The organism is Sphingomonas melonis DAPP-PG 224 (assembly GCF_000379045.1).
GTDB classification, from domain to species: Bacteria; Pseudomonadota; Alphaproteobacteria; order Sphingomonadales; family Sphingomonadaceae; genus Sphingomonas; species Sphingomonas aquatilis.
Genome location: NZ_KB900606.1, coordinates 103,309 through 123,557 on the forward strand (window position 1 = coordinate 103,309; position 20,249 = coordinate 123,557).

24 protein-coding genes and 1 riboswitch are annotated in these 20,249 nt (G+C 64.5%); of the genes, 15 read left to right on the forward strand and 9 right to left on the reverse strand.

Annotated elements, in window-relative coordinates; all coding sequences use genetic code 11:
• Positions 1–18: 18 nt before the first annotated feature.
• From SPHME3_RS0118980 to copM, 12 genes are all read left to right on the forward strand, one after another.
• On the forward strand, positions 19–906 hold the full coding sequence (locus tag SPHME3_RS0118980) for a bestrophin family protein (protein ID WP_019368194.1): 888 nt from the start codon (positions 19–21) through the stop codon (positions 904–906).
• 5 nt (positions 907–911) lie between these two features.
• Complete coding sequence (locus SPHME3_RS21635) at positions 912–1,295, forward strand: hypothetical protein (RefSeq protein ID WP_018251224.1); 384 nt, start codon at positions 912–914, stop codon at positions 1,293–1,295.
• Positions 1,296–1,298: 3 nt separating this feature from the next.
• Positions 1,299–1,985, forward strand: coding sequence for a ZIP family metal transporter (locus tag SPHME3_RS0118990; RefSeq protein ID WP_018251225.1), 687 nt, complete (start codon positions 1,299–1,301; stop codon positions 1,983–1,985).
• A complete protein-coding gene (locus tag SPHME3_RS0118995; RefSeq protein ID WP_007406859.1) occupies positions 1,982–2,590 on the forward strand; it encodes a cation transporter in 609 nt (202 codons plus the stop codon). The genes SPHME3_RS0118990 and SPHME3_RS0118995 overlap by 4 nt, the downstream gene beginning before the upstream one ends.
• Positions 2,587–5,088: a heavy metal translocating P-type ATPase gene (locus SPHME3_RS0119000; protein ID WP_018251226.1), complete on the forward strand. Its 2,502-nt coding sequence runs from the start codon at positions 2,587–2,589 to the stop codon at positions 5,086–5,088. The genes SPHME3_RS0118995 and SPHME3_RS0119000 overlap by 4 nt, the downstream gene beginning before the upstream one ends.
• On the forward strand, positions 5,085–5,834 hold the full coding sequence (locus SPHME3_RS0119005) for an HAD-IIB family hydrolase (RefSeq protein WP_007406852.1): 750 nt from the start codon (positions 5,085–5,087) through the stop codon (positions 5,832–5,834). The genes SPHME3_RS0119000 and SPHME3_RS0119005 overlap by 4 nt, the downstream gene beginning before the upstream one ends.
• A 113-nt stretch (positions 5,835–5,947) precedes the next feature.
• Positions 5,948–6,403 carry an MgtC/SapB family protein gene (locus SPHME3_RS0119015; RefSeq protein WP_018251228.1) on the forward strand — a complete coding sequence of 152 codons (456 nt, stop codon included), beginning with the start codon at positions 5,948–5,950 and terminating at the stop codon, positions 6,401–6,403.
• Positions 6,404–6,501: 98 nt separating this feature from the next.
• Positions 6,502–6,879: a hypothetical protein gene (locus SPHME3_RS0119020; protein WP_007406863.1), complete on the forward strand. Its 378-nt coding sequence runs from the start codon at positions 6,502–6,504 to the stop codon at positions 6,877–6,879.
• A 12-nt stretch (positions 6,880–6,891) separates the two neighbouring features.
• Complete coding sequence (locus SPHME3_RS0119025) at positions 6,892–7,500, forward strand: DedA family protein (RefSeq protein ID WP_007406854.1); 609 nt, start codon at positions 6,892–6,894, stop codon at positions 7,498–7,500.
• A 245-nt stretch (positions 7,501–7,745) separates the two neighbouring features.
• Positions 7,746–8,096 carry a DUF3147 family protein gene (locus SPHME3_RS0119030; protein ID WP_018251229.1) on the forward strand — a complete coding sequence of 117 codons (351 nt, stop codon included), beginning with the start codon at positions 7,746–7,748 and terminating at the stop codon, positions 8,094–8,096.
• Positions 8,097–8,101: 5 nt separating this feature from the next.
• The gene (locus SPHME3_RS0119035; RefSeq protein WP_196801635.1) at positions 8,102–8,416 is read left to right on the forward strand and encodes a hypothetical protein; all 315 of its coding nucleotides are present in this window, start codon (positions 8,102–8,104) and stop codon (positions 8,414–8,416) included.
• Positions 8,403–8,798: a CopM family metallochaperone gene (gene copM / locus SPHME3_RS20340; RefSeq protein WP_050794225.1), complete on the forward strand. Its 396-nt coding sequence runs from the start codon at positions 8,403–8,405 to the stop codon at positions 8,796–8,798. Before SPHME3_RS0119035 ends, copM begins: the two co-directional genes overlap by 14 nt.
• A 418-nt stretch (positions 8,799–9,216) precedes the next feature.
• On the opposite strand, the gene SPHME3_RS0119045 is transcribed toward copM, so the two are convergent.
• Genes SPHME3_RS0119045 through SPHME3_RS0119055 form a run of 3 tightly spaced genes read right to left on the reverse strand, consistent with a single transcriptional unit; the run spans position 9,217 to position 14,854 of the window.
• A complete protein-coding gene (locus SPHME3_RS0119045) occupies positions 9,217–12,453 on the reverse strand; it encodes an efflux RND transporter permease subunit (RefSeq protein ID WP_018251231.1) in 3,237 nt (1,078 codons plus the stop codon).
• Entirely contained in the window at positions 12,450–13,598 is a 1,149-nt protein-coding gene (locus SPHME3_RS0119050; RefSeq protein ID WP_018251232.1) for an efflux RND transporter periplasmic adaptor subunit, read from the reverse strand. The genes SPHME3_RS0119045 and SPHME3_RS0119050 overlap by 4 nt, the downstream gene beginning before the upstream one ends.
• Positions 13,595–14,854 (reverse strand): TolC family protein, encoded by a 1,260-nt coding sequence (locus tag SPHME3_RS0119055; protein ID WP_007406848.1) that lies wholly within the window; start codon positions 14,852–14,854, stop codon positions 13,595–13,597. Before SPHME3_RS0119055 ends, SPHME3_RS0119050 begins: the two co-directional genes overlap by 4 nt.
• Positions 14,855–15,049: 195 nt before the next feature.
• Between SPHME3_RS0119055 and SPHME3_RS0119060 the strand changes: the two genes are divergently transcribed.
• Positions 15,050–15,262 (forward strand): hypothetical protein, encoded by a 213-nt coding sequence (locus SPHME3_RS0119060; protein WP_043058994.1) that lies wholly within the window; start codon positions 15,050–15,052, stop codon positions 15,260–15,262.
• A 152-nt stretch (positions 15,263–15,414) separates the two neighbouring features.
• Here SPHME3_RS0119060 and SPHME3_RS20870 read toward each other — a convergent pair whose 3' ends face one another.
• Both SPHME3_RS20870 and SPHME3_RS0119065 read right to left on the reverse strand, forming a co-directional pair.
• Complete coding sequence (locus SPHME3_RS20870) at positions 15,415–15,606, reverse strand: DUF1289 domain-containing protein (RefSeq protein ID WP_037569978.1); 192 nt, start codon at positions 15,604–15,606, stop codon at positions 15,415–15,417.
• On the reverse strand, positions 15,606–16,730 hold the full coding sequence (locus tag SPHME3_RS0119065) for a nickel/cobalt efflux transporter (RefSeq protein ID WP_018251236.1): 1,125 nt from the start codon (positions 16,728–16,730) through the stop codon (positions 15,606–15,608). The genes SPHME3_RS20870 and SPHME3_RS0119065 overlap by 1 nt, the downstream gene beginning before the upstream one ends.
• A gap of 137 nt (positions 16,731–16,867) precedes the next feature.
• Here SPHME3_RS0119065 and SPHME3_RS0119070 point away from each other — a divergent pair, with 137 nt between their 5' ends.
• The gene (locus SPHME3_RS0119070) at positions 16,868–17,137 is read left to right on the forward strand and encodes a metal-sensing transcriptional repressor (protein ID WP_007406864.1); all 270 of its coding nucleotides are present in this window, start codon (positions 16,868–16,870) and stop codon (positions 17,135–17,137) included.
• 68 nt (positions 17,138–17,205) lie between these two features.
• Positions 17,206–17,376, forward strand: a riboswitch (yybP-ykoY riboswitch).
• 4 nt (positions 17,377–17,380) lie between these two features.
• A complete protein-coding gene (locus SPHME3_RS0119075) occupies positions 17,381–17,944 on the forward strand; it encodes a manganese efflux pump MntP (protein WP_018251237.1) in 564 nt (187 codons plus the stop codon).
• A gap of 57 nt (positions 17,945–18,001) precedes the next feature.
• Here SPHME3_RS0119075 and SPHME3_RS0119080 read toward each other — a convergent pair whose 3' ends face one another.
• The 4 genes from SPHME3_RS0119080 to SPHME3_RS0119095 are packed head-to-tail and all read right to left on the reverse strand — an operon-like array spanning position 18,002 to position 20,119.
• Positions 18,002–18,199, reverse strand: coding sequence for a hypothetical protein (locus SPHME3_RS0119080; RefSeq protein WP_018251238.1), 198 nt, complete (start codon positions 18,197–18,199; stop codon positions 18,002–18,004).
• A complete protein-coding gene (locus SPHME3_RS0119085) occupies positions 18,196–18,513 on the reverse strand; it encodes a DUF7673 family protein (RefSeq protein ID WP_018251239.1) in 318 nt (105 codons plus the stop codon). Before SPHME3_RS0119085 ends, SPHME3_RS0119080 begins: the two co-directional genes overlap by 4 nt.
• Before the next feature lie 20 nt (positions 18,514–18,533).
• On the reverse strand, positions 18,534–19,187 hold the full coding sequence (locus SPHME3_RS0119090; RefSeq protein WP_018251240.1) for a hypothetical protein: 654 nt from the start codon (positions 19,185–19,187) through the stop codon (positions 18,534–18,536).
• Positions 19,184–20,119, reverse strand: a complete 936-nt coding sequence (locus SPHME3_RS0119095) for an ArdC family protein (RefSeq protein ID WP_018251241.1) — start codon at positions 20,117–20,119, stop codon at positions 19,184–19,186. The genes SPHME3_RS0119090 and SPHME3_RS0119095 overlap by 4 nt, the downstream gene beginning before the upstream one ends.
• Between the last annotated feature and the right edge of the window lie 130 nt (positions 20,120–20,249).

The following is a 20,249-nucleotide window of genomic DNA, read 5'->3' on the forward strand; positions in this document are numbered from 1 at the left end:
ATTTAGGGCGTAATTGATATGATAGTCGGCGCGAGGCCACGTTTTAGGCAGATCATTATCGAGGTTTGGAAGCCTCTCACGATCCTGTTCGTGTGGGACGTGGCGGTGACGGCATTCCACATGATGACCCCGATCAAGGAACCGCCTTTGCCGACGGCGCTGTTCGGCACTGCCATCGCGCTCTTCATGGGGTTTCGGACCAACGCAGCTTATGCGCGCTGGTGGGAAGCGCGAACCCTTTGGGGCGCGCTCATCAATGCGTCGCGCAGCCTGGCCAGGATCACACGCAGCCTGACCAAGGGGGAACCCGAGGGCAGTGAGACGCGGCACAACATCATCCTGCGGCAGATCGCCTTCGCGCACTCGATGCGCTGCCAGCTTCGCCGACAGTCGCCCTATGAAGACATTGCCCGGATCGCCGGAACGGACGTCGCCGATATGGCGGTCGCTCGCCTGAACCCTGCCAACGCGCTCTTGGAGGACATATCGGGCAATTACGCCGACGCGCTCGCGGAAGGTCGGATCACCGAGATCCAGCAGGCAACTGTAGAGCGCGTCCTGATCGACATCGCCAATGCGCAGGGTGGCATGGAGCGGATCAAGAACACGCCGCTGCCCAATGGCTTTCGGTTTTTCCCGAACCTCTTCACGCGCGTGTTCTGCGTGCTGCTTCCGATCGCGCTGGTCGAATCCCTGGGCCTTGCCACGCCGATCGGATCGACGCTGATCGGACTCGTCTTCCTCGCGGTGCTGAGCATCGGCGAGGATCTGACCGATCCGTTCGCCAATAGCGTCCACGATGTCCCGCTCACGGCCATGTGCCGCACGATCGAGATCGACCTTCTTCAGACGGCGGGACTACCGGCCCCTGAGCCGCTGACGCCCGATCACGGCGTGCTGTGGTGAGGGCGGTGCGCGCCTTGCGGCACCTGCCTGGCCTGACAGCCGCGCGCATCGGCGCCGTTCTGTTCGCGGGTATGGTCGTAGGGGCGTGCAACCCCGCTCCAAGCCAACCGGCCGAGCCGGCGCATGAAAAGCATCTGACGCCTCGATTGATCGCGCAGCGCATCATGTATTGCGACGATGGATCGCGCGCCGATGTCGACTTCATCGACGACGGCCTGAAGATGGGTGTCACCTGGCTGCCCAAGGGCAGAACCGAGATCCTGCACGCGCAACGGACCGGCGAAGAATTTCGCGGCGACCAGTCGCGGGCAGTCGTGGCGGGCGGGTCGATCGCCTTCACGCAGCGCGGGAAGATCCGCGTCTGTCATCGAACACCGGAGGAATCATAGGATATGCAGGCATTGCTCTACACGCTTGCGCCTGTGTTGGCGGTCGTGCTCGGCGCGATCATCGCGAGCCGCACAAAGTTAAATCCTGGCCTCGTGGCGGGGCTACAGCATCTTGCTGCCGGCGTCGTGTTCGCGGCGGCAGCGACTGAAATCCTGCCGCAGGTCAAGCATGAGGCTTCGCCCAGCGCGACGTTGATCGGCGGGGCGGCGGGCGTCGTAACGATGCTGGGTCTCAAGGCTTTCGAGGCCCGCTTCAAGGGGCCGATGGCGCTGCTCGCCGCGATCGGCATCGACATCCTGGTCGATGGCCTGGTGCTCGGCCTTGCGTTCGTCGCGGGCGAGAAGGCGGGATTTCTGCTGACGATCGCGCTGACACTCGAAGTGCTCTTCCTGGGTCTGACACTGACCAACGAGCTGGCGGAAACCTATCGCTCGCGCCTGCGCATCATCGTGATCGTCTCGGCATTGGCGCTGCTGCTGCCGATCGGCGCGCTCGCTGCCGTTCCTGTCGCCACGCTCTCGCCGGTAATGGTCGCTGGCTTCCTGAGCTTTGGGCTGATGGCGCTGCTCTACCTCGTCACGGAAGAGCTGCTGGTTGAGGCGCACGAGAAGCCTGACACCCCGCTCATCAGCTCGATGTTCTTCGTAGGGTTCCTCGCCCTCCTGACGCTCGAGGAGATCATGGGATGAATGCGAGCAACGACAACGCGGGCACGCAGGAGCGTCGCACGCTCTGGATCGTGCTGCTGCTGAACGCAGCAATCGCAGCGGGCTTTTTCGTATCCGGCGCGTTCGCCGATTCAAGTGCGCTCATCGCCAACGGCGTCGACAATCTGTCCGACACCGCCGTTTACGCTCTCAGCCTCGTCGCGCTGACCCACGGTAAGACGTGGAAGACGCGCGCCGCGATCGCATCGGGGGTAATGCTGCTGATCTTTGCGGGCGGCATCCTGATCGATGTCGGGCGACGCTATGTGCAGGGGAGCGAGCCGATCGGACCGACCATGATGGTCATGTCGGCGATCGCCGGCGTCGTAAACTACCTCTGCCTGCGGCTGCTCCAGCGGCTCAAGGATCCGGACGTTAACCTACGGGCCGCCACCACCTTCAGCTTCAATGACTTCATTTCCAATGGCGGCATCCTGATCGCGGGCGTGCTGGTGCTGTGGCTGGGCACCAACTGGCCGGACCTTCTGGTCGGCTTCGCTACCGCCATCATCGCCATCAAGGGCGGTGTCGAAATCCTGCGCGACGCGCGCGCCGAAACCAAGAAAAGCGAAAGGAGGTCGTCATGAACGACAAGCTCGAACTCGATATTCCAGTATTGTTGCCGGACCTTCCTGACGCGGCCGACGCTTGCCTGGACCGTCTCGTATCAACCCTGTCAAAGCGCGAAGGCGTCGAGCGGGCGCATGTGATCTGCCTCGATGGCGACACGCCGGCGGCCCTGTGCATCCATTTCGACGCCGCCAAGCTACCGCTGCCGCGATTGCGTGAAATGGTGCGGGCCGCAGGTGCCGAAATCACTGAACGCTACGGTCATGCGATCTGGCAGGTGACGGGGATCAGTCACGAACGGCGGGCGCGCACGGTCAGCGATGCGCTATGCGCGTTGCCCGGGGTGGTACAGGCAAGCGCCAGCACCAGCGGGTCGGTCCGGGTCGAATATGATCGCCGAGAGACCACAGAAGAGGAAGTGCGCGCTGCTCTTCGCAAGCTGAAGGTGAGGGTTGGCAAGCGGGTCGCCGCCGATGACCATGCCGGCCACGACCACGGCCCCGGGGGCCACGACGCGGGCGAAGAGAAGCACGGCCCCGGCGATGGTCACGACCATAGCCACGCCGAATTTCTCGGCCCCAATACCGAGCTGATCTTCGCGCTTGCCTGCGGCGCGCTGCTGGGGATCGGCTATGCGATCGAAAGGCTGGTTGCCGGCGCACCGGAGTGGCTGCCCACGGCCTGCTATGTCGCAGCCTATTTCTTCGGCGGGTTCTTCACGCTGCGCGAGGCGATCGACAACCTTCGGATGAAGAAGTTCGAGATCGACACGCTGATGTTGGTTGCTGCCGCCGGCGCCGCTGCGCTGGGCGCATGGGCCGAAGGCGCGCTGCTGCTGTTCCTGTTCAGCCTTGGCCATGCGCTTGAGCATTACGCGATGGGACGCGCCAAGAAGGCGATCGAGGCGCTGGCGAAGCTCGCGCCCGAAACCGCGACCGTGCGACGCGACGGCCAGACCAGCGAAATCCCGGTCGAGCAAATGGTCGTTGGGGATGTCGCCATCGTCCGCCCGAACGAGCGCCTGCCTGCTGACGGCTTCGTCATCACGGGCACCAGCGCGATCAACCAAGCCCCGGTGACCGGCGAGAGCATCCCGGTCGACAAGGTGCCGGTCGCGGACGCGGCAGCCGCCCGCGCCAAGCCCGATGCGGTCGAGGCGGAGAGCCGCGTCTTTGCCGGCACGATCAATGGCGGCGGCGCGATCGAGATCGAGGTGACGCGCCGATCCAACGAGTCCGCGCTCGCCAAGGTGGTGAAGATGGTGAGCGAGGCGGAGACGCAGAAGTCGCCGACGCAGCGCTTCACCGATCGGTTCGAGCGCATCTTCGTGCCCGCCGTCCTGATCCTGTCGGTGCTGCTGCTGTTCGCCTGGGTGGTCATCGACGAGCCGTTCCGCGACAGCTTCTATCGCGCGATGGCGGTACTGGTCGCAGCGAGCCCTTGCGCGCTCGCGATCGCGACGCCGAGCGCGGTCCTGTCCGGCGTCGCGCGCGCGGCACGTGGCGGTGTGCTGGTGAAGGGCGGTGCGCCGCTCGAAAACCTCGGATCGCTCAAGGCGATCGCCTTCGACAAGACCGGCACGCTGACCGAAGGGCGCCCGCGCATCACCGATGTCGTGCCCGTCGACGGCACCGACGAAGGCGAGCTGCTGTCGCTGGCCGTCGCTGTCGAGGCGCTGAGCGATCACCCGCTGGCCCAAGCGATCGTCAACGACGGCCGCGAACGCCTGAATGGGCGCCCGTTGCCCACCGCTGGCGACCTCAAGAGCCTGACCGGTCGTGGCGTCACCGCGAGCGTGGATGGCGAGACGGTGTGGATCGGCAAGGCCGAGATGTTTGGGGGCGAGGGCATACCGGCGCTGGGGCAGGGGGCGCAGGACGCGATCGCGAAGCTGCGCGAGAACGGCCGCACGACGATGGTCGTCCGCAAGGGAGACCGCGACCTAGGCGCGATCGGCCTGATGGACACGCCCCGCGAAGCGGCCAAGACCGCGCTGCGCCGGCTGCACGAGATGGGTGTGTCGCGGATGATAATGATCTCCGGCGATCACCAGAAGGTCGCCGAAGCGATCGCCAACGATGTCGGAATCGATGAGGCGTGGGGCGACCTCATGCCCGAAGACAAGGTGGCCGCAATCAAGAAGCTTGCCGGCGAGGACAAGGTCGCGATGGTCGGCGACGGCGTGAACGACGCGCCCGCGATGGCGAGCGCCACGGTCGGCATCGCAATGGGCGCGGCGGGGTCGGACGTAGCGCTCGAGACGGCCGACGTAGCGCTGATGGCCGACGACCTGGCGCACTTGCCGTTCGCGGTCGGCCTGAGCCGTCATACGCGCGGCATCATCCGTCAGAACGTGTTCGTCAGCCTGGGCGTCGTCGCCTTCCTCGTGCCTGCCACCATCCTCGGCCTCGGCATCGGGCCAGCGGTGGCGGTCCATGAGGGATCGACACTGCTCGTCGTCATCAACGCGCTCCGGCTGCTCGCCTACCGCGACCCGGCGGGGAACGCGGCATGAAGTGGCTGGTCGCTTTCGACCTCGACGGCACGCTCGCGGAGAGCAAACGCCCGTTATCGGAGGATATGGCCGCGATCATCGCCCGGTTGCTCGCCGTTACCGATGTGGCGGTGATCTCGGGCGGGGACTGGCCACAATTCGAAAAGCAGGTCGCGTCGCGCTTGCCTGCGGACGCAGCGCTCGACCGCCTCTGGTTGATGCCGACCACCGGCACCAAGCTCTATCGCTTCATCGATGGGGCTTGGTGCGTGGTCTATGCCGAGCTGTTCGACGATGCGGAGAAGGCGAAGATCCGCGCGGCCTTCGACCGGGCGCTGGCCGATGCCGGCCTCGCCGATGAACGCATATGGGGCGAGCGGATCGAGGATCGCGGCAGCCAGATTACCTTTTCGGGGCTGGGGCAGGCGGCGCCGCTGAAGGAAAAGGAGGGATGGGACCGGGATCGGAAAAAACGCACTGCATTGCAGGCGACCTTGCGCGCAGTGCTGCCGGGCCTCTCGATCAATCTTGGCGGTACGACATCGATCGACGTGACGAGGGCAGGGGTCGACAAAGGCTACGGCCTGAAGCGCCTGAGCGCCGAAAGCGGCGTGCCGCTCGACGGCATGTTGTTCATCGGCGATGCGATCTTCCCCGGTGGAAATGACTATCCCGCCGTCGAGATCGGCCTCGACACGGTCAGGGTGCGCGACGTTGCGGAAACCGCCGCCGTCGTGGCCGCCATCATCGCATGTCTGCACCGGTAGGTTCGCAGATGTTCACGATCCTCGCCTTAATCACGAGCGCCTTCAAGGCGCTCGGCCCAACATTCGTTTTTAACCTCCGATTTGGAGCGATCGCGTAGAACAGGCAGGCCGGCATGTTTCAAAGCTCATGGTGGGAGATAACCACCCATATCATCAGTCTCGCCGTCGCCTACGCGCTTGCCCTTCCGGTTGGCTGGGATCGCGAGAAGGACGCCCGTAGCGCAGGCATCCGCACATTCCCGTTGGTTGCCATCGCCAGTTGCGGCTTCGTGCTGGTAGGCATCGCGATCCTCGGCCGCACGTCCCCGGCGCAGGCCAGGTTGCTCGAAGGTCTGATTACAGGCGTCGGTTTCATTGGGGGCGGCGCGATCCTGAAGAAGGGTAGCAAAGCCTCGGGTACGGCAACAGCGGCCAGCCTGTGGGCGACTGGCGCGCTCGGGGCGGCCGTCGGCTACGGCCTATACGATATCGCCTTCATCCTGAGCTGCACCACCTTCCTGACCCTGCGCTGTTCTCGTCCGCTCAAGCGCGCTACCAATGGCGACGCCTGTACTCCGGCAAGTCCATGACGACCTCTCAGGCGAGCCGATGGACACATCCAGTGCAAGCCCTCACCCGACGTTGGGCGCCGGCGCGGACTATCCCGGCGCGGGACCGCCAACACCGCTTGCTGCGCTGGGCGACGCTGTTGGAGCGCAATCCTCACCAGATCATCGGCCTGCTGCCTCCCTCTTGGGCAGGCGGTGACGCGCGCGGCCCGATGATCGATCGGCCGAGCGCGATCGATGTCGCATGGGACGATGTGGTGCTGCGTGTGATGGGGCTGGCGGGTCGATCGCGCCGTGAAGCCAAAGCATTCTTCGGGCTGTCGGACGCGGAATTGGATCGAATTGTCGCTGGGTCGTGGCGGTGTCCGATCCGCCCCGCTTGGCAGGTCGCCGCGCGGATCAGGAACGTCGAGTGCCCGCGACTGGAAAACGCGATCGTAGGATCGGTCCTCGCCCTCATCCTCGTGTTCTGCGCCATCTTCTATTGGATCATCTGACGAGGCTGTCTTGTGTTCGACATCATAACATCGATCCTATCGGCACTCGGCGGCTTTGGCGTCTTCCTGCTGATGCTGGCCGAGAACGTCTTTCCGCCGATTCCATCGGAAGTGATCCTGCCCCTTGCGGGCTACACGGCCGCGCAGGGGCGCGGCTCGCTGTGGGTGGTCGTTATCGCTGGCACCCTCGGATCGGCCGCAGGAGCGATCCTATGGTACTATGTCGGGCGCTGGATCGGCATCGATCGGTTGAAGCGCTTTGCTTCTCGCCACGGTCGATGGCTGACGTTGACGGCGGACGAGATCGATCATGTCGATCGCTGGTTCGACCGCTATGGCCGTTGGGCGGTTCTGTTCGGACGAATGGTCCCGGGAGTCCGGACGTTGATTTCGGTGCCAGCAGGGGTCAGCGGAATGCCCCTCGGTCCGTTCCTGCTTTCCACGCTTGCCGGCTCGGCAATATGGACCGTGATCCTCGTGCTAGCCGGCTACGAGCTGGGCGAACGCTATAATCAGGTGGCGAGCGTCATCGAACCGGTCAGCAACGCCGTGCTCTTGCTGGCCGTCATTTGGTATCTCTGGCGGGTCGCGACCTTCGGGCGATCCGGGGATCGCCATTGATGAATGTCAATGGCTCGTCTCCCGTTTTTCCCGCCGGACTTTGGCTTACGGCAGCTTCGATGCTGGTCTTCGTCACGCGCTACGCCAGTGCCCTTGGCCTGGTCCCGCGAGGAACCACGTTCATTCTCATCAAGTGGATCGGGAGGCTTTACCGCATCGGGTTTCGCGCATGGCGTCGCAACGGGGGGAAGTGGCGCTGGGCCGCATCATCAAGATCCACCGCCACAAGGTAAGCGAAGCATCCTATGTACTATCTTGCAGTCAAGGCCATCGTCTCGGGCATACTAATCGCGGCAGCGTCGGAAGTGGCGAAGCGCTATCCCGGGTTCGGAGCGCTGATTGCGTCGCTACCGGTCGTCTCGGTCCTTGGCATGATATGGCTGTGGCACGACCGGCCTGATGCGATGAACATGGCGGCCCATGCGCAGGCGACCTTCTGGTTCGTACTCCCCTCGCTGCCGCTATTCCTACTGATACCAGTCCTTTTGCGTCACGGAATTGGCTTTTGGCCAGCCTTGGCCGCCGGATGCTGCCTGACCGTCCTGCTCTATATCGCGATGGTTCTCGCACTCCGGCGCTTTGGCATCGCTTTGTGATTTCCATGAACAACGAGCGGGTGAACAGAATGACAGACCTCAAGGAACGCGCGCTCATTGCCGCTGTCGCGACCATCGCTCTGACTGGATGCGGACTGATTAAACCACGGGATGCTGGCTATTTCCGTTTCCACGCGGAAGAGGCGAGGCTGGTTGTCACCCGCTGCGAGCGGGGCCAGGAAACCGGCAGCGACTGCGAGGCCGCGGCCCAGGCCGTGGCCGAGCTCGATGCGGCTGCGCGCCGGCAACCTCCGGCCAGAGCCGGACGCCAGCGCGGACATGATGCTACACTGGAGAAGGAACGTGATGATCGGAATTAACGGCACGCTCGCGCTGATGGTCGCAACGGCCGCTGGACTGACGCCACCTGCTGCGAGCGCACAGCACGCTCAACACGGTACGAGCGTGACCCGGGGAGCTGATGCGGGAAAGCGGGCCGACACGCCCGCAACCAGAGCCTACCGGGCCGCGAACGCCAAGATGCATGGCGCTATGGACGTGGCCTTCACTGGTGATGCCGACGCCGACTTCATGCGCGCGATGATCCCCCATCATGAAGGCGCGATCGCGATGGCCGAGATAGAATTGAGGTACGGGCGCGATCCCGCTGTTCGCCGGCTTGCAGCCGAAGTAGTGGCGACGCAGCGGCGCGAGATCGCCGAGATGCGGGCGTGGCTTGCCCGGCGCGAAACCCGCAAGTAGCGGCCCGAAGCCTTACCGCCGTCAATGATGGCGGCGGTAATGCCTCGGACGGGAATGACGATCATAGTGCCGATCGCGCACGTAGTGGCGAGACTGGTATCGCGGAGAGTCGGCATAATAGCCGCCACCATAATAGGGCTGCGCATAGCCATAGCCGTGATTTGACACGACCACACGTCCATGTCCGCCGTAGCTACCATGACCTGTGGAATGACGGCCACCATGGTGCTGCGCCATCGCAGTACCAGGGACCAACGAAGCCAGCAGCCCCGCTGCAATCCAAAATGTCTTACGCATGTCTACTCTCCTACCATCGGACGATAGGATCGAACGACGGCGTATTTGATATTAGGGCTTCTACTTGAACCGACACTGAACTTGATGCCGGTCAACGATACCAGAACGTGCGCATGTAGACTCAAATCTGGGCCTTTGTGGTGCCGACAGTCGAACCTTGTGCCTTTGAGCCTCTCAATCGCATGGACAACGCTGTGATGGCTGGCAGGACAAGAAGGGTCAGGATTGTCGATGTTATAAGCCCCCCGATGACGACCGTTGCGAGTGGGCGTTGCACTTCTGCTCCTGTGCCGGTCGCAAGCGCCATCGGCACGAAGCCAAGAGACGCGACCAGCGCGGTCATCAGCACCGGACGGACGCGCTCCATTGCGCCGCCCACGATCGCATCGTCGTCGGCCGCACCGTCTTCGCGATACTTTCCGATCGCACTCATCATCACGAGGCCGTTGAGGACGGCAACGCCCGATAGGGCTATGAACCCGACCGCTGCGGTGATCGAGAAGGGGATACCGCGCAGCAGCAGCGCAAACACGCCCCCTGCGAGCGCCATCGGCACCGCCGAGAACACGATCGCCGCCGACACGAAGCTGCCGAGCGCCATGTAGAGCAGGGCATAGATCGCGATAAAGCAGATCGGCACGACGATCAGCAGGCGCAACCGAGCCGATTGCAGGCTCTCGAAGGTGCCGCCCCACTCAGTATACATGCCGGCGGGAAGCTGCATCTGGCCGATCCTCGCCTGTGCTTCGTCGACGAACCCGCCAAGATCGCGCCCGCGGACGTTGATCTGCACGACCACCATCCGCTTGCCATTCTCGCGACTAACCTGGTTCAACCCCTGCGTGTAGTTGAACCGGGCGACCTGGCTGAGCGGGATCGAGCGCGCCACCTGACCCTCGGCAGTGGGCAGCATCACCGGGATCGACCCCAGTGTCTCAAGGTCATCCCGTTGCGCATCGGGGAGGCGGACCACGACGTCGAACCGCCGGTCTCCCTCGAACAACAACCCGGCCTCGCGCCCGCCAAGCGCAGCCGAGACCGTGTTCGCCACCTCCTCAACCGACAGGCCATAACGGCCCGCCGCTTGCCGATCGATCTGCACGTCGAAGGTCGGCGCGCCGGACGTCTGTTCGGCACTCACGTCACCAGCGCCCGGGATGGTGCGCATGACGGAAGCGATGCGCCGCGCCTGTTCGCTCATCGCGTCGAGGTCATCGCCGTAGAGTTTGATCGCGACGTCGGCGCGAACGCCGGCGATCAGCTCGTTGAAGCGCATCTGGATCGGTTGCTGAATCTCTGTTCGGTTGCCGATCAGCGGTTTCATCCGCTCCTCGATGCGGCGAAGGATGTCCTCCTTGCTCTTAACCTCCGCCGGCCACTCGTCCTCTGGCTTTGGAATCACATAGGTATCCGACGCATTGGGCGGCATCGGATCGGTGCCGAGATCGGCGTTGCCGTTCTTAGAGAAGACCAGCGCCACCTCCGGCAGCGTCTTCAATGCATTCTCGATCTGAAGCTGCATCTGTGTCGACTGATCGATCGACGCCGATGGCACGCGGAAGTTGGTGACGGTTATGTCCTTCTCGTCGAGCTGCGGCATGAACTCCTCGCCGAGCAAGCCAAAGCTCAGCACTGCCGCGACGAACACGCCGACACCGCCCAGAATGAAGGGCATCGGCCGAGCTACGCCCCTGCCCAGCACGGGGGCGTAGCGTTCCTTGAACCAGCGGATCGGCTTCACTTCCGTCTCGCTGACCCGGCCCTTGACGACGATCGCGATCATCGCGGGAACGAAGGTCAGCGACAGGACGAAAGCGGAGGCGAGCGCCACCATCAACGTGATCGCCATCGGCGCGAACGTCTTGCCCTCAACGCCCTGGAAGGTGAGCAGCGGCACGAAGACGAGGAAGATGATGAGCTGACCATAAACGGTCGGCCGCACCATCTCCTTGGCCGCGAGTGTCGTTTCCTCCATCCGCTCGTCGCGGGTGAGAAGCCGGCCTTCATGCTCCTGGCGCTCGGCGAGGCGGCGAAGCGCATTCTCGACGATGATGACGGCGCCGTCGACGATCAGCCCGAAGTCGAGCGCTCCAAGGCTCATCAGGTTGCCCGATACGCCCAGCCCGTTCATGCCGGCGGCCGTCATCAGCATAGTGATCGGGATGACCGCAGCGGTGATGAGCGCGGCGCGGATGTTGCCGAGCAGCAGGAACAGCACGACGATGACGAGCAGCGCGCCTTCTGTGAGGTTCTTTTCGACCGTCGCGATCGTCGCGTTGACCAGCTTGGACCGGTTGTAGACCGGCTCGGCGAACACGTCGGGCGGCAGCGCCTTGTTGATCTGCGTCAGCTTCTCGGCGGCATCGGTCGCGACGATGCGGCTGTTGTCGCCCACCAGCATCAGCACGGTCGAGATGACCGCTTCCGATCCCATGCGACTGCCGGATCCGGTGCGGACCGCACCGCCGATCACGACCTGGCCCACGTCCTTGACGCGGATGGGAACGCCGTTCCGGGTTGCCACGACGGCTTCCTGAATGTCATCGATCGATTTGAGGCGAGCATCGGCGCGGACAAGGAAGCTCTCGCCGGCACGGCGGACGTAATTGGAGCCGGCAGAGAGATTGGCCCGCTCCATCGCGTCCGCCAACTCCGTCACCGACAGCCCATAGCTAACGAGCGCGTTCAGGTTTGGCTCGATCAGATATTGCTTCACATAGCCGCCGTTGGAATCAACCCCGGCGACGCCGCGCACGGCGCGCATCTGTGGGCGGATGATCCAATCCTGCACCGTGCGGAGATATGCCGCCTTCGCCAGCTCGGTGGTCAGGCGTTCGCCCTCGGGCGTGAGATAGCTGCCGTCCGACTGCCAGCCCGGCTTCCCATCGACCGTCTTCAAGCCCTTGCCGTCGGGGTGACGGAAGGCGACCGAATAGAAGAAAATCTCGCCGAGCCCGGTGCTGAGCGGTGCTAGGATCGGCTGCGCGTTGGAAGGCAGGCTGTCGCGCGATTGTGCGAGCCGTTCCGTCACCTGCTGGCGCGCGAAGTAAATGTCGGTGCGGTCGGTGAAGACCGCCGTTACCTGGCTGAAGCCGTTGCGCGAGATGGAGCGGGTCATCTCAAGCCCTGGGATTCCGGCCAGCGCCGTTTCCACCGGGAACGTCACCTGCTTTTCGATGTCGACCGGCCCAAGCGTCGGGGCGAATGTGCTGATCTGGACCTGTCGGTTGGTGACGTCGGGCACAGCGTCAATCGGCAGCTTGGTGATCTGCCATAAACCAAAGCCAATGACGACGAGGGTCAGGACGGCGACAAGCCATCGCATCCGGACCGAAAGGGAGAGGATGCGGCCGATCATTCCGCCGACTCCTTCTCGATCTCCGCTTTGAGGAGAAAAGCGTTGGTGGTGGCGATCTGCGTGCCGGCGGCGAGGCCGCCGGTGATCGCCACCATCCCGCCTGATCGGCTGCCGACCTGAACCGGCTGTGCGCGGAAGCCTTGGCCGGTGCGGACGAACACTACGGTATCGCTGCCAAGCGTCTGCACCGCGTCTTGCGGCACCATCACGCCACTCTTGGCGGCCCCGCCGCTGGCGAGGATACGAGCCTGCACAAGCTGGCCCGGGGCGAGTGTGCTGCCGCCAGAGGTCGGCGTGATGACGACGGTCGCGGTCCGCGATTGCGGATCGACGACGCCGGTCGACGAACGTACGCGGCCCTCGATCTTGCGGCCATCGGTGGTGGTCAACTCCACCCTGTCACCTTCTCGGACCCGGCCTGCATCGGCGGGGGGAACGCTAGCCGTGATCTGAAGCCGGCGCGGGTCGGCGACGCGGAACAGCTCGGTTTCAGCCGCGACGAACTGGCCGAGATTGGCACCAGCATTGGTGACGCGCCCCGAGACGGGGCTGACGACCGCAACCGATCGGCCGTCACCTGATACGCGGGCAGCGCCTGCGGCGGCGCTAGCGCGCCGGGCATCGGCCTGGGCGACCGCCAGATTGGCTTGTGCGGCTTCATAGTCAGCGCGGGGGGTGACGCCCTGGGCAAGCAAACCGCGTTCGCGTTCGAGCTGGCGAGCGGCGAGAGTGACGCGCGCGGACGCGGCCGAGCGATCGGCTGCGATCTGCGAAGCATCGCGGCTCTCGACCAGAGCGAGCGTCTGGCCGGCTCGCACAAGATCGCCGATGCGGACCATGATACGGCTGACCGTGCCCGGTGCGCGCGCGGTCAGCACCGCCTCGGCGTCGGGCGTCGCCTCGACCGTAGCGGAGGCAAGGATCGCGGCGTCCAGCTCGCCGGAGGCCGCCGGGGCTACAGTGATCTGCGATGCCGAAAGTGCCTGCTGCGTCATCGCGACCGTGTTCGACGGCTTGGCTGGCGCTGCGGCCTCCGTAGGGGCAGGGGCGGGCGATTGGGTGAGGCGCGCAGCGCCGAATCCAAGCGCGGCGGCAGCGACCAGGCCAATGGCGGCGCCGGTGTAGAGGCGAGTTTTATCGGTCATTGCACCGCTTCTCCGGTGATGGTGAGGCCCTGCAGACGGGCGAGATTGGCGCGGGCGTCGAGGCGCGCTGCGGCGGCATCGAGGATGAGGCCGCGGGCGACTCCGAGATTTTGACGTGCGGCGAGCAGTTCGATCAGCGGGCTTTTACCTGCCTCGTAAGCGATGCGGGCGAGGCGGTAGCCTTCTTCGGCGGTTGTCAAAGTCCGCTGCGCGGCAGCGGCACGAGCGTCGGCTGCCTCGACCAGCGCTAGACCGGCGCGTGTCCCGGCCTCGGCTTCGAGCCGGGCCGCGGCGGCGCGCGCTTCTGCTCCTTGCAGCTCAGCGCGTGCCGCCGCGATGTTGCCCTGGTTGCGATCGAAGAAGGGGAGCGGGACCGATATGCCGGCGACTAGGGCAGGGCCGCTCGCGACGCGGAGTTGACGCACTCCAAGCTGCGCAGTGACGTTCGGAATGGCGAGGCGCTGTTGCACCGTCACCGCCCGCGCAGCGGCGTCTTGTTCGGCTTCCGCGACCCGCACCGTCGTCGCCTGCATCGCGTCAATGGGACCGAAAGCCGGCTTGGCATCGAGCCGATCGAGGAGTGACTCCGAAAGACCGGTGAAGGGGGTGGTCATACCGGCGAGCGCCGAAAGACGTGCCAGCGCGACCGTCTTGAAAGCGCGCGCGTTTTCGAGGTCGGCCTGAAGCGTGTTCAGTTCGGTTTCGGCCTGCACTTGCCGGAGACGGGCTTCCTTGCCGGCGCCGACCAAAGCGCGGGCAACCCTCAAGACATCGGTCGCCTGTTTAACCTCTTCTTCGGCGATGGTGATGCGACGATCGGCGATTTCGGCACCAGCATAAGCGCGCGCCAGCTCAGTCGCAAAGACGAGACGGCCGTCACGATCGCGCGCCTTTGCCGCAACGATCCCGGCTTCACCGGCGGCGATCCGAGCGGATCGCTTGCCGCCCAGTTCGACAGGCTGATCGACCTGGAAAGTCGTCTGTTGTTGATTGCGCGCATTGCGATCGTGGTCGCCCACGAAATTCTCTGCATAGACATTGATCGAGGGGTTCGGTCGGGCGCGCGCTTGTAATGCCAAGCCGCGTGCTCGGGCGACGTCTGCTTCTAGCGCCAGGACGCGCGGCACATCACGCGTCTGATTTAGAAGCTGTGCAAAGGGGGGTGCGGTCTGCGACCACGCCGCACCTACGGGCGATAGCGCCGCAAAGGCGCCGGTCAGCGCAACGGTGCGCGACCGGCGAAAACTGCCGTTCATAGTGCATGATCCTCTAGGGTAGTCAGTCGACGCGCGCGGCGTCGGCGAGACTCAACCGCGAGGCGGACGCAGAAGCTTAGATGGGTCGATCCCGCTGGGGAGCGATGGAGTTAATATCGACCACACGCGAGCGGCGACGATGGCCGCAACCGGCGCAGCCCTCGCGCCATCGAAAGCAACCCAGTGGCCTGCGGCGTGGGCAAGAAGGTGAGCTGGCCCGTCGCCGTCGGCCTGCTTTGCCGGAGCCTGATCGTCATGATCGATCATAACCGCATGGTCGTGATCGTCATCAGAATGGGTATCGACCATGGCGACTTGAACCGGGCCGTGATCGTGAACCATGGCGCTATGCCATCCCGATACTGCGACAAGCCCGAGGACAGCGGCCAGCGCCAACACGACTCCTAGGATCGCAACAGAGGAACGCTGCACCGCCATCATTTGCAGCGTAAGCCGACGCAAAAAACGGGGCAAGGAAATCACTTGCCGGTCAATTCGAGCGTTCACGCTATTTCAGCCTGCTCGACATTATACCAGCGCCTTGGCGGCGAGACACGACATCAGGACGTGCCCCCCTTTGCGGAACGGTCGGTCAGCTTTGCCAAGCGGTGTGGCAGGTCGCTCATGACGCGGCGTGCATCACCAGGTCGCAGGTTACGCCAACGCCGGACCTCGTCGCGCGTGCGGCCACACCCCCGGCACCATCCGGTGCGGGCATCGAAACCACATAGATCGACGCAAGGCGATCGCATCAGATCGCGCCGATCCGACTGAGGCCTTGCAAGCCGGAATAGGCCATGTAGCCCGCGATCACGAGCATCAGGCCCGCCGACGCATAAGGCGCCTTGCGCGCGAAGTCGCCGAACCCTGACCAGCGCTTGCGGATGTGCGTGACGCTGAGCGATGCGATGACGCCGGCGCTGACCATCGTCACGGCAAGGCCGACGCTGAACGCGCTCACCAGCACGACACCGAGCGCGAGACGCTTGAGCTGGAGGCAGAGCAGGAGGACGGTGACGGCTGCGGGGCAGGGGATCAGCCCGCCCGTCAGGCCGAACAGCGCGATCTGGCCGGTCGTTACCTGACGATCGGCGAACCGGCGGCTGATATCGGCGGCGTGGGCGCGCTCATGCGCGTTCATGTAGGCATCGTCGCCCGTGACCTTCAGTCCATCATGCCCGTGGCCGTGATCGTGCCCGTGTTCGGCGAATGTGAGGTCGTAGTCATAGCTGTGGCCGCCGTGGCCCAGCGAGACGCGCGCGTTGAAGGCGTGCGGTTCCGGGATCTCCTCGACGCTTTCGATGTAATCGCCCCGATCGACGAAGCGGAATGTCTGCGAACGGCCTTCGCCGCGATCCGTTGTGAGGATAACATCCGCCGCTTTCCAGCCACCCTTGGCAAAGCTCGCCCGCCAGCGCGGCGGCACGCCATCCTCGAAAATCTCCAGACGCATCATGCCGTGGCCGGTGTCGATCGTGCGGATCTCGTCCTCGCCGTGATGGTGGTGGTGATCGTGCGCGGCTTCGGCCTTCTGATCGGCACGCGTGCGCCAAATCATCCATAGACCGATGCCAAGAACGATGACGGCCGAGCCGAGCAGGAGGTAAGGCTCGGTCGTTTCGGTGTTGATGCCGCGCCCGAGATATTGCCCGCCAAGCGCGATGCCCCACACGATCGCGGTGTGCGAAAGCGCCGCGCACAGGCCGAGCAGGACGGCTTGGCCAACAGTGCCACGCACTGCGATAATAAACGCAGCCATCATGGTCTTGGAATGGCCGGGCTCCAGCCCGTGCAGCGCACCGAGCAGCAGCGCGGTCGGGATGAACAGCCAGAGATTGGAGCTGCCCTGTTGAACGAGTTCGGCGAAAGAGGTCATGGTGCGTCCCGGCAAGCCCGGCGGTCGCGACCGATCGGACGTGAAGTTCGGGCAGGTCCATATCCCCCCATGGGGATAGAGTCTATCCCCCCGGGGGGTTGCTCGACAAAGTTCGTCCGTTTGTCTTATAGGGTGACATGGCCCATTACGATCATTCCAATCATCCCGCGATCATCAAGCGGCTCAACCGTGCGACCGGGCACCTGAAAAGCATCGTCGGGATGATCGAAGAGCAACGGCCGTGCGTCGATATCGCGCAGCAGCTTCAGGCGGTGGAGAACGCGATCGCCAGCGCCAAGCGCGCGCTCATCAACGATCATATCGATCACTGCTTGGTTCACGCCGAAGAGGGCGAGGGGACAAAGGTGGCGGTGGAGCAGTTCCGGGCGATATCCAAATACTGGTGATCGCCTAATCGGACAGGGTTGATCGGATTCGGCTTGTACATATGCCCCCCAGGGGATACGGGCGTCTCACTCTTGGGGAGTAGCTACCCGCTGTTGCGGGGCCATCGTCAACATCCTTGAACCTTCCGGTTCGTGGCGATGGCAGCAGATTTTGATCTGCCCGGCGAGACCAACGATGCGCTACCTCTCTCGTGGCCGGAGGTGGATTGCGTCGTTCGGTTGACGGCCCTTGGACGTATATCAATGACGGGTTTGCTAACGCTCGGCGCTCTTGGCGCCAGCTTGTCGGTCGACGCCTTCGCTGCGGCGGTGGGGAAGGGTGCGACCAATCAGCGCAATCGTTGGCGCGATGCCTTACGTGTCGGCGCCGTGTTCGGCTTCTTCGAGGCGATCACGCCGGCGATTGGCTGGGCGATCGGCCTGGCGCTGAGCACTTGGATCGCGGCAGTCGATCATTGGATAGCCTTCTTCCTGCTTTTCGGCGTCGGCGGGCATATGATCCATGCAGCGACGAAAAGCGACGTGGACGCGGGTCAGCGCGCTCAGACCGGCGTGTGGCGACTGGTCGTTACCGCGCTCGCCACCAGCATCGATGCAACGGCGGTGGGTGTCAGTCTCGCGGTCATGCAGGTCAATATCCTGACCGCGTGCCTCATCATTGGCGGGATCACCACGGTCGTCGCCACGATCGGCGTCATGCTCGGCAAGCACGCGGGACGGTATATCGGCCGCTATGCAGAGATGCTGGGCGGGCTGACGCTCATCCTCATCGGCGGCACGATCCTCTACCAGCACCTCACCGCCTGACCTCAAACCAGCGCGCCGCTTGCTCGCTTGGCGGGGAAGCGGCGCGCGATTTCGCAGCTAGTCCGCGATAAAGCTGCCGCGTCCTCCCCGGAACGCGCCGACGACATTGCCACGATCCCAATGGCCGGACAGGATGCCGCGCCGGGGGATGCTTCCGACCGGCTTGCGGCGCGCGGCGAGTAGCCGCGCGCGGCGTGTATCGCGATCGATGGGCAAGCCCGTCATGATGTCGATGGCGGTGCGCAGCGGGGTCATGCGGGCCGCCACTGCTCGACCAGCGCCGCCATCGCGTCGCGGTAGCCCCAAGCATCGGGATAGACGGACGGCTCGGCCGCCAGATGCGCCATGACGATGAGCATGTCTTCCGAGATGCCGGGATCGCAATTGCAGAGGTGAAGGACCGGAAAATGGCCCCATGCACTGCCGTCCCACCATGCCAACAGGAAGTCGGCCGCACGCGAGGCTTGGCCGGTATCGGACCCGGCGACGACGATCAGGCGGGCAATGGCCTCGCCAACGTCCTCGAAGCTGACAGCCCGGATTGCGGGGCGGCGTTGGGGTGGGCTCATGACTATTCGCTTCTGCTCCTTCAAGCGTGGAAGGGGACGGGGACCAACAGCGCATCATCGATCGGCTCGACGTCGCGCAGCTCCACCATCACGATCTTCTCTACCCGCTCGGCGCCGGTCGGATCGAGATAAACATAGGTGTGGCCTGCAAACACCGGGCTGCACAAGCGCCAGATCACGCCTTTCCGACCGATGCGGCGTTCCGCGCGCCCGTCATAGGATGCGAAAGCGCCCGCAATCCGGACCCGCTGCGCGATCCGCAGCCAATTGGCTGCGCCGTCGATGACGACGGCCAGTTCCTCCGGCGAAAGAGCCGGTCGGCCGATGCCGAACGTCGCTTGGGGATCGCGCGCGATCCGGGACAGCTTCTCCTCGACCGGTTCCGGTTTCCAGTCGCTGACTGGCCCGGGGGCGGCCTTGTACATATGCGTTACCGGCTTCCCGCCGAACAGGTCGGGTTGTACGCCGACAAGGCGGCGGTGGAACATCGCCTTGTGATAGTCGCGCCGCCATTGCGCTTCGGGGGTCAGCGGCTTCGCATTTGGGCCATCGCGCATGATCGCGACCAGCTCGTTAAACTCCTCCTCGCTCACCGTGGCGACGCTCGGGTCAAAGACAATGCGCGCCGCCACGCCCCGGCCCCCGTCGGGGCCGGGATCGTCGGCGGCGGTCACGCCGCCGCCTCCAGTTCGGGCGCTGTCTCGACCGCCATGCGGCTCAACAGCCAGTCGGACGCGTCCTGCGCGAGCCGTGCGGCGGTGAAGATGCACTTCTTGTCGTTGCGGAGCGCTTGAAGCCAGTTCGCCAGATAGGCGGCGTGGTCCTCGCGATCGTGGAGCTTGATGCCGATGGTGGCGCTGACGAACGCGGCCCCAAGCTCGGCGACCAGTTCCTCGCGAGCATAGTCCTCGCGCTTCGTGGAAATGAGGGAGGGGCGGGCAAGGCGGTCAACGTGCCCCGTCGCATGGCAAAGCTCGTGCGCTAGGGTCGAATAATAGTCGTCGCTGGTGTGGAAGTCGGCAAACTGCGGCATGACGACATGATCGCCGCTCGGCTGATAATAGGGCTGGGAACCGAAGTGCTTGAGGGTGACGGGCACGCGGGCAAAGAGCGTGTCCAGTTCGGCGTCGCGCTGGTCGGGATTGGTCGCGGTGATGACGGGCAAGGGGGCAGGATATTTCGCCTCGATGCCGTCGATCTGCTCGGCATTGAAGACGGTGTAGCGCTTGAGGAACGCCACCTGACGCTTGCCATCCTCGCCTCGCTCTGCGCCCTCCTGTGCCTTGCTGTCGGCGTTCACCTCGATCTTGTTGGCATAGACGACGGTTGAGCCCTTCTCGCCCTTGCGGACGCAGCCGCCGAGCGCGAGCGCCTGCTTGAAGGTCAGCCAATGCGGGGAAGCATAGCCCTTCGTCATGGCGGCAACCCAAAGGGTCAGGACGTTGATGCCGCGATAGGGAACCCCCGTCGAGCGCAGCGGGATGGCGGGTGCGGTGCTGCCGTTCCACGATTTCGACCAAGGCCGGGTGCCCGCCTCGATCATGGCGATCATCTGATCGGTGATTTCCTGATAGATGTCGGCCCGGTTGTCGGTGATCCGTCCCATGATTGTCTTCCTTTCCTCTGAGGCTGAAAGCCGGTCGCAACAGCAACCGGCTCTGCCTTTCCGGCGAGGAACGGGATGGGGAGGGAGGGCGAGAATCTACCGCTGGCGCGGGCGAGCCGCCCTAGCGTGG

Coding starts and splice junctions, on each gene's coding strand:
- SPHME3_RS0118990 (WP_018251225.1), top strand. CDS start 1,299: ATGCAGGCATTGCTCTACACGCTTGCGCCTGTGTTGGCGGTCGTGCTC.
- SPHME3_RS0118995 (WP_007406859.1), top strand. CDS start 1,982: ATGAATGCGAGCAACGACAACGCGGGCACGCAGGAGCGTCGCACGCTC.
- SPHME3_RS0119000 (WP_018251226.1), top strand. CDS start 2,587: ATGAACGACAAGCTCGAACTCGATATTCCAGTATTGTTGCCGGACCTT.
- SPHME3_RS0119095 (WP_018251241.1), bottom strand. CDS start 20,119: ATGGGACGGATCACCGACAACCGGGCCGACATCTATCAGGAAATCACC.
- SPHME3_RS0119045 (WP_018251231.1), bottom strand. CDS start 12,453: ATGATCGGCCGCATCCTCTCCCTTTCGGTCCGGATGCGATGGCTTGTC.
- copM (WP_050794225.1), top strand. CDS start 8,403: ATGATCGGAATTAACGGCACGCTCGCGCTGATGGTCGCAACGGCCGCT.
- SPHME3_RS0118980 (WP_019368194.1), top strand. CDS start 19: ATGATAGTCGGCGCGAGGCCACGTTTTAGGCAGATCATTATCGAGGTT.
- SPHME3_RS0119075 (WP_018251237.1), top strand. CDS start 17,381: ATGACGGGTTTGCTAACGCTCGGCGCTCTTGGCGCCAGCTTGTCGGTC.
- SPHME3_RS0119055 (WP_007406848.1), bottom strand. CDS start 14,854: ATGAACGGCAGTTTTCGCCGGTCGCGCACCGTTGCGCTGACCGGCGCC.
- SPHME3_RS0119085 (WP_018251239.1), bottom strand. CDS start 18,513: ATGAGCCCACCCCAACGCCGCCCCGCAATCCGGGCTGTCAGCTTCGAG.
- SPHME3_RS0119015 (WP_018251228.1), top strand. CDS start 5,948: ATGTTTCAAAGCTCATGGTGGGAGATAACCACCCATATCATCAGTCTC.
- SPHME3_RS0119050 (WP_018251232.1), bottom strand. CDS start 13,598: ATGACCGATAAAACTCGCCTCTACACCGGCGCCGCCATTGGCCTGGTC.
- SPHME3_RS0119070 (WP_007406864.1), top strand. CDS start 16,868: ATGGCCCATTACGATCATTCCAATCATCCCGCGATCATCAAGCGGCTC.
- SPHME3_RS0119005 (WP_007406852.1), top strand. CDS start 5,085: ATGAAGTGGCTGGTCGCTTTCGACCTCGACGGCACGCTCGCGGAGAGC.
- SPHME3_RS0119030 (WP_018251229.1), top strand. CDS start 7,746: ATGTACTATCTTGCAGTCAAGGCCATCGTCTCGGGCATACTAATCGCG.
- SPHME3_RS0119035 (WP_196801635.1), top strand. CDS start 8,102: ATGAACAACGAGCGGGTGAACAGAATGACAGACCTCAAGGAACGCGCG.
- SPHME3_RS0119080 (WP_018251238.1), bottom strand. CDS start 18,199: ATGACCCCGCTGCGCACCGCCATCGACATCATGACGGGCTTGCCCATC.
- SPHME3_RS20870 (WP_037569978.1), bottom strand. CDS start 15,606: ATGCGATCGCCTTGCGTCGATCTATGTGGTTTCGATGCCCGCACCGGA.
- SPHME3_RS0119065 (WP_018251236.1), bottom strand. CDS start 16,730: ATGACCTCTTTCGCCGAACTCGTTCAACAGGGCAGCTCCAATCTCTGG.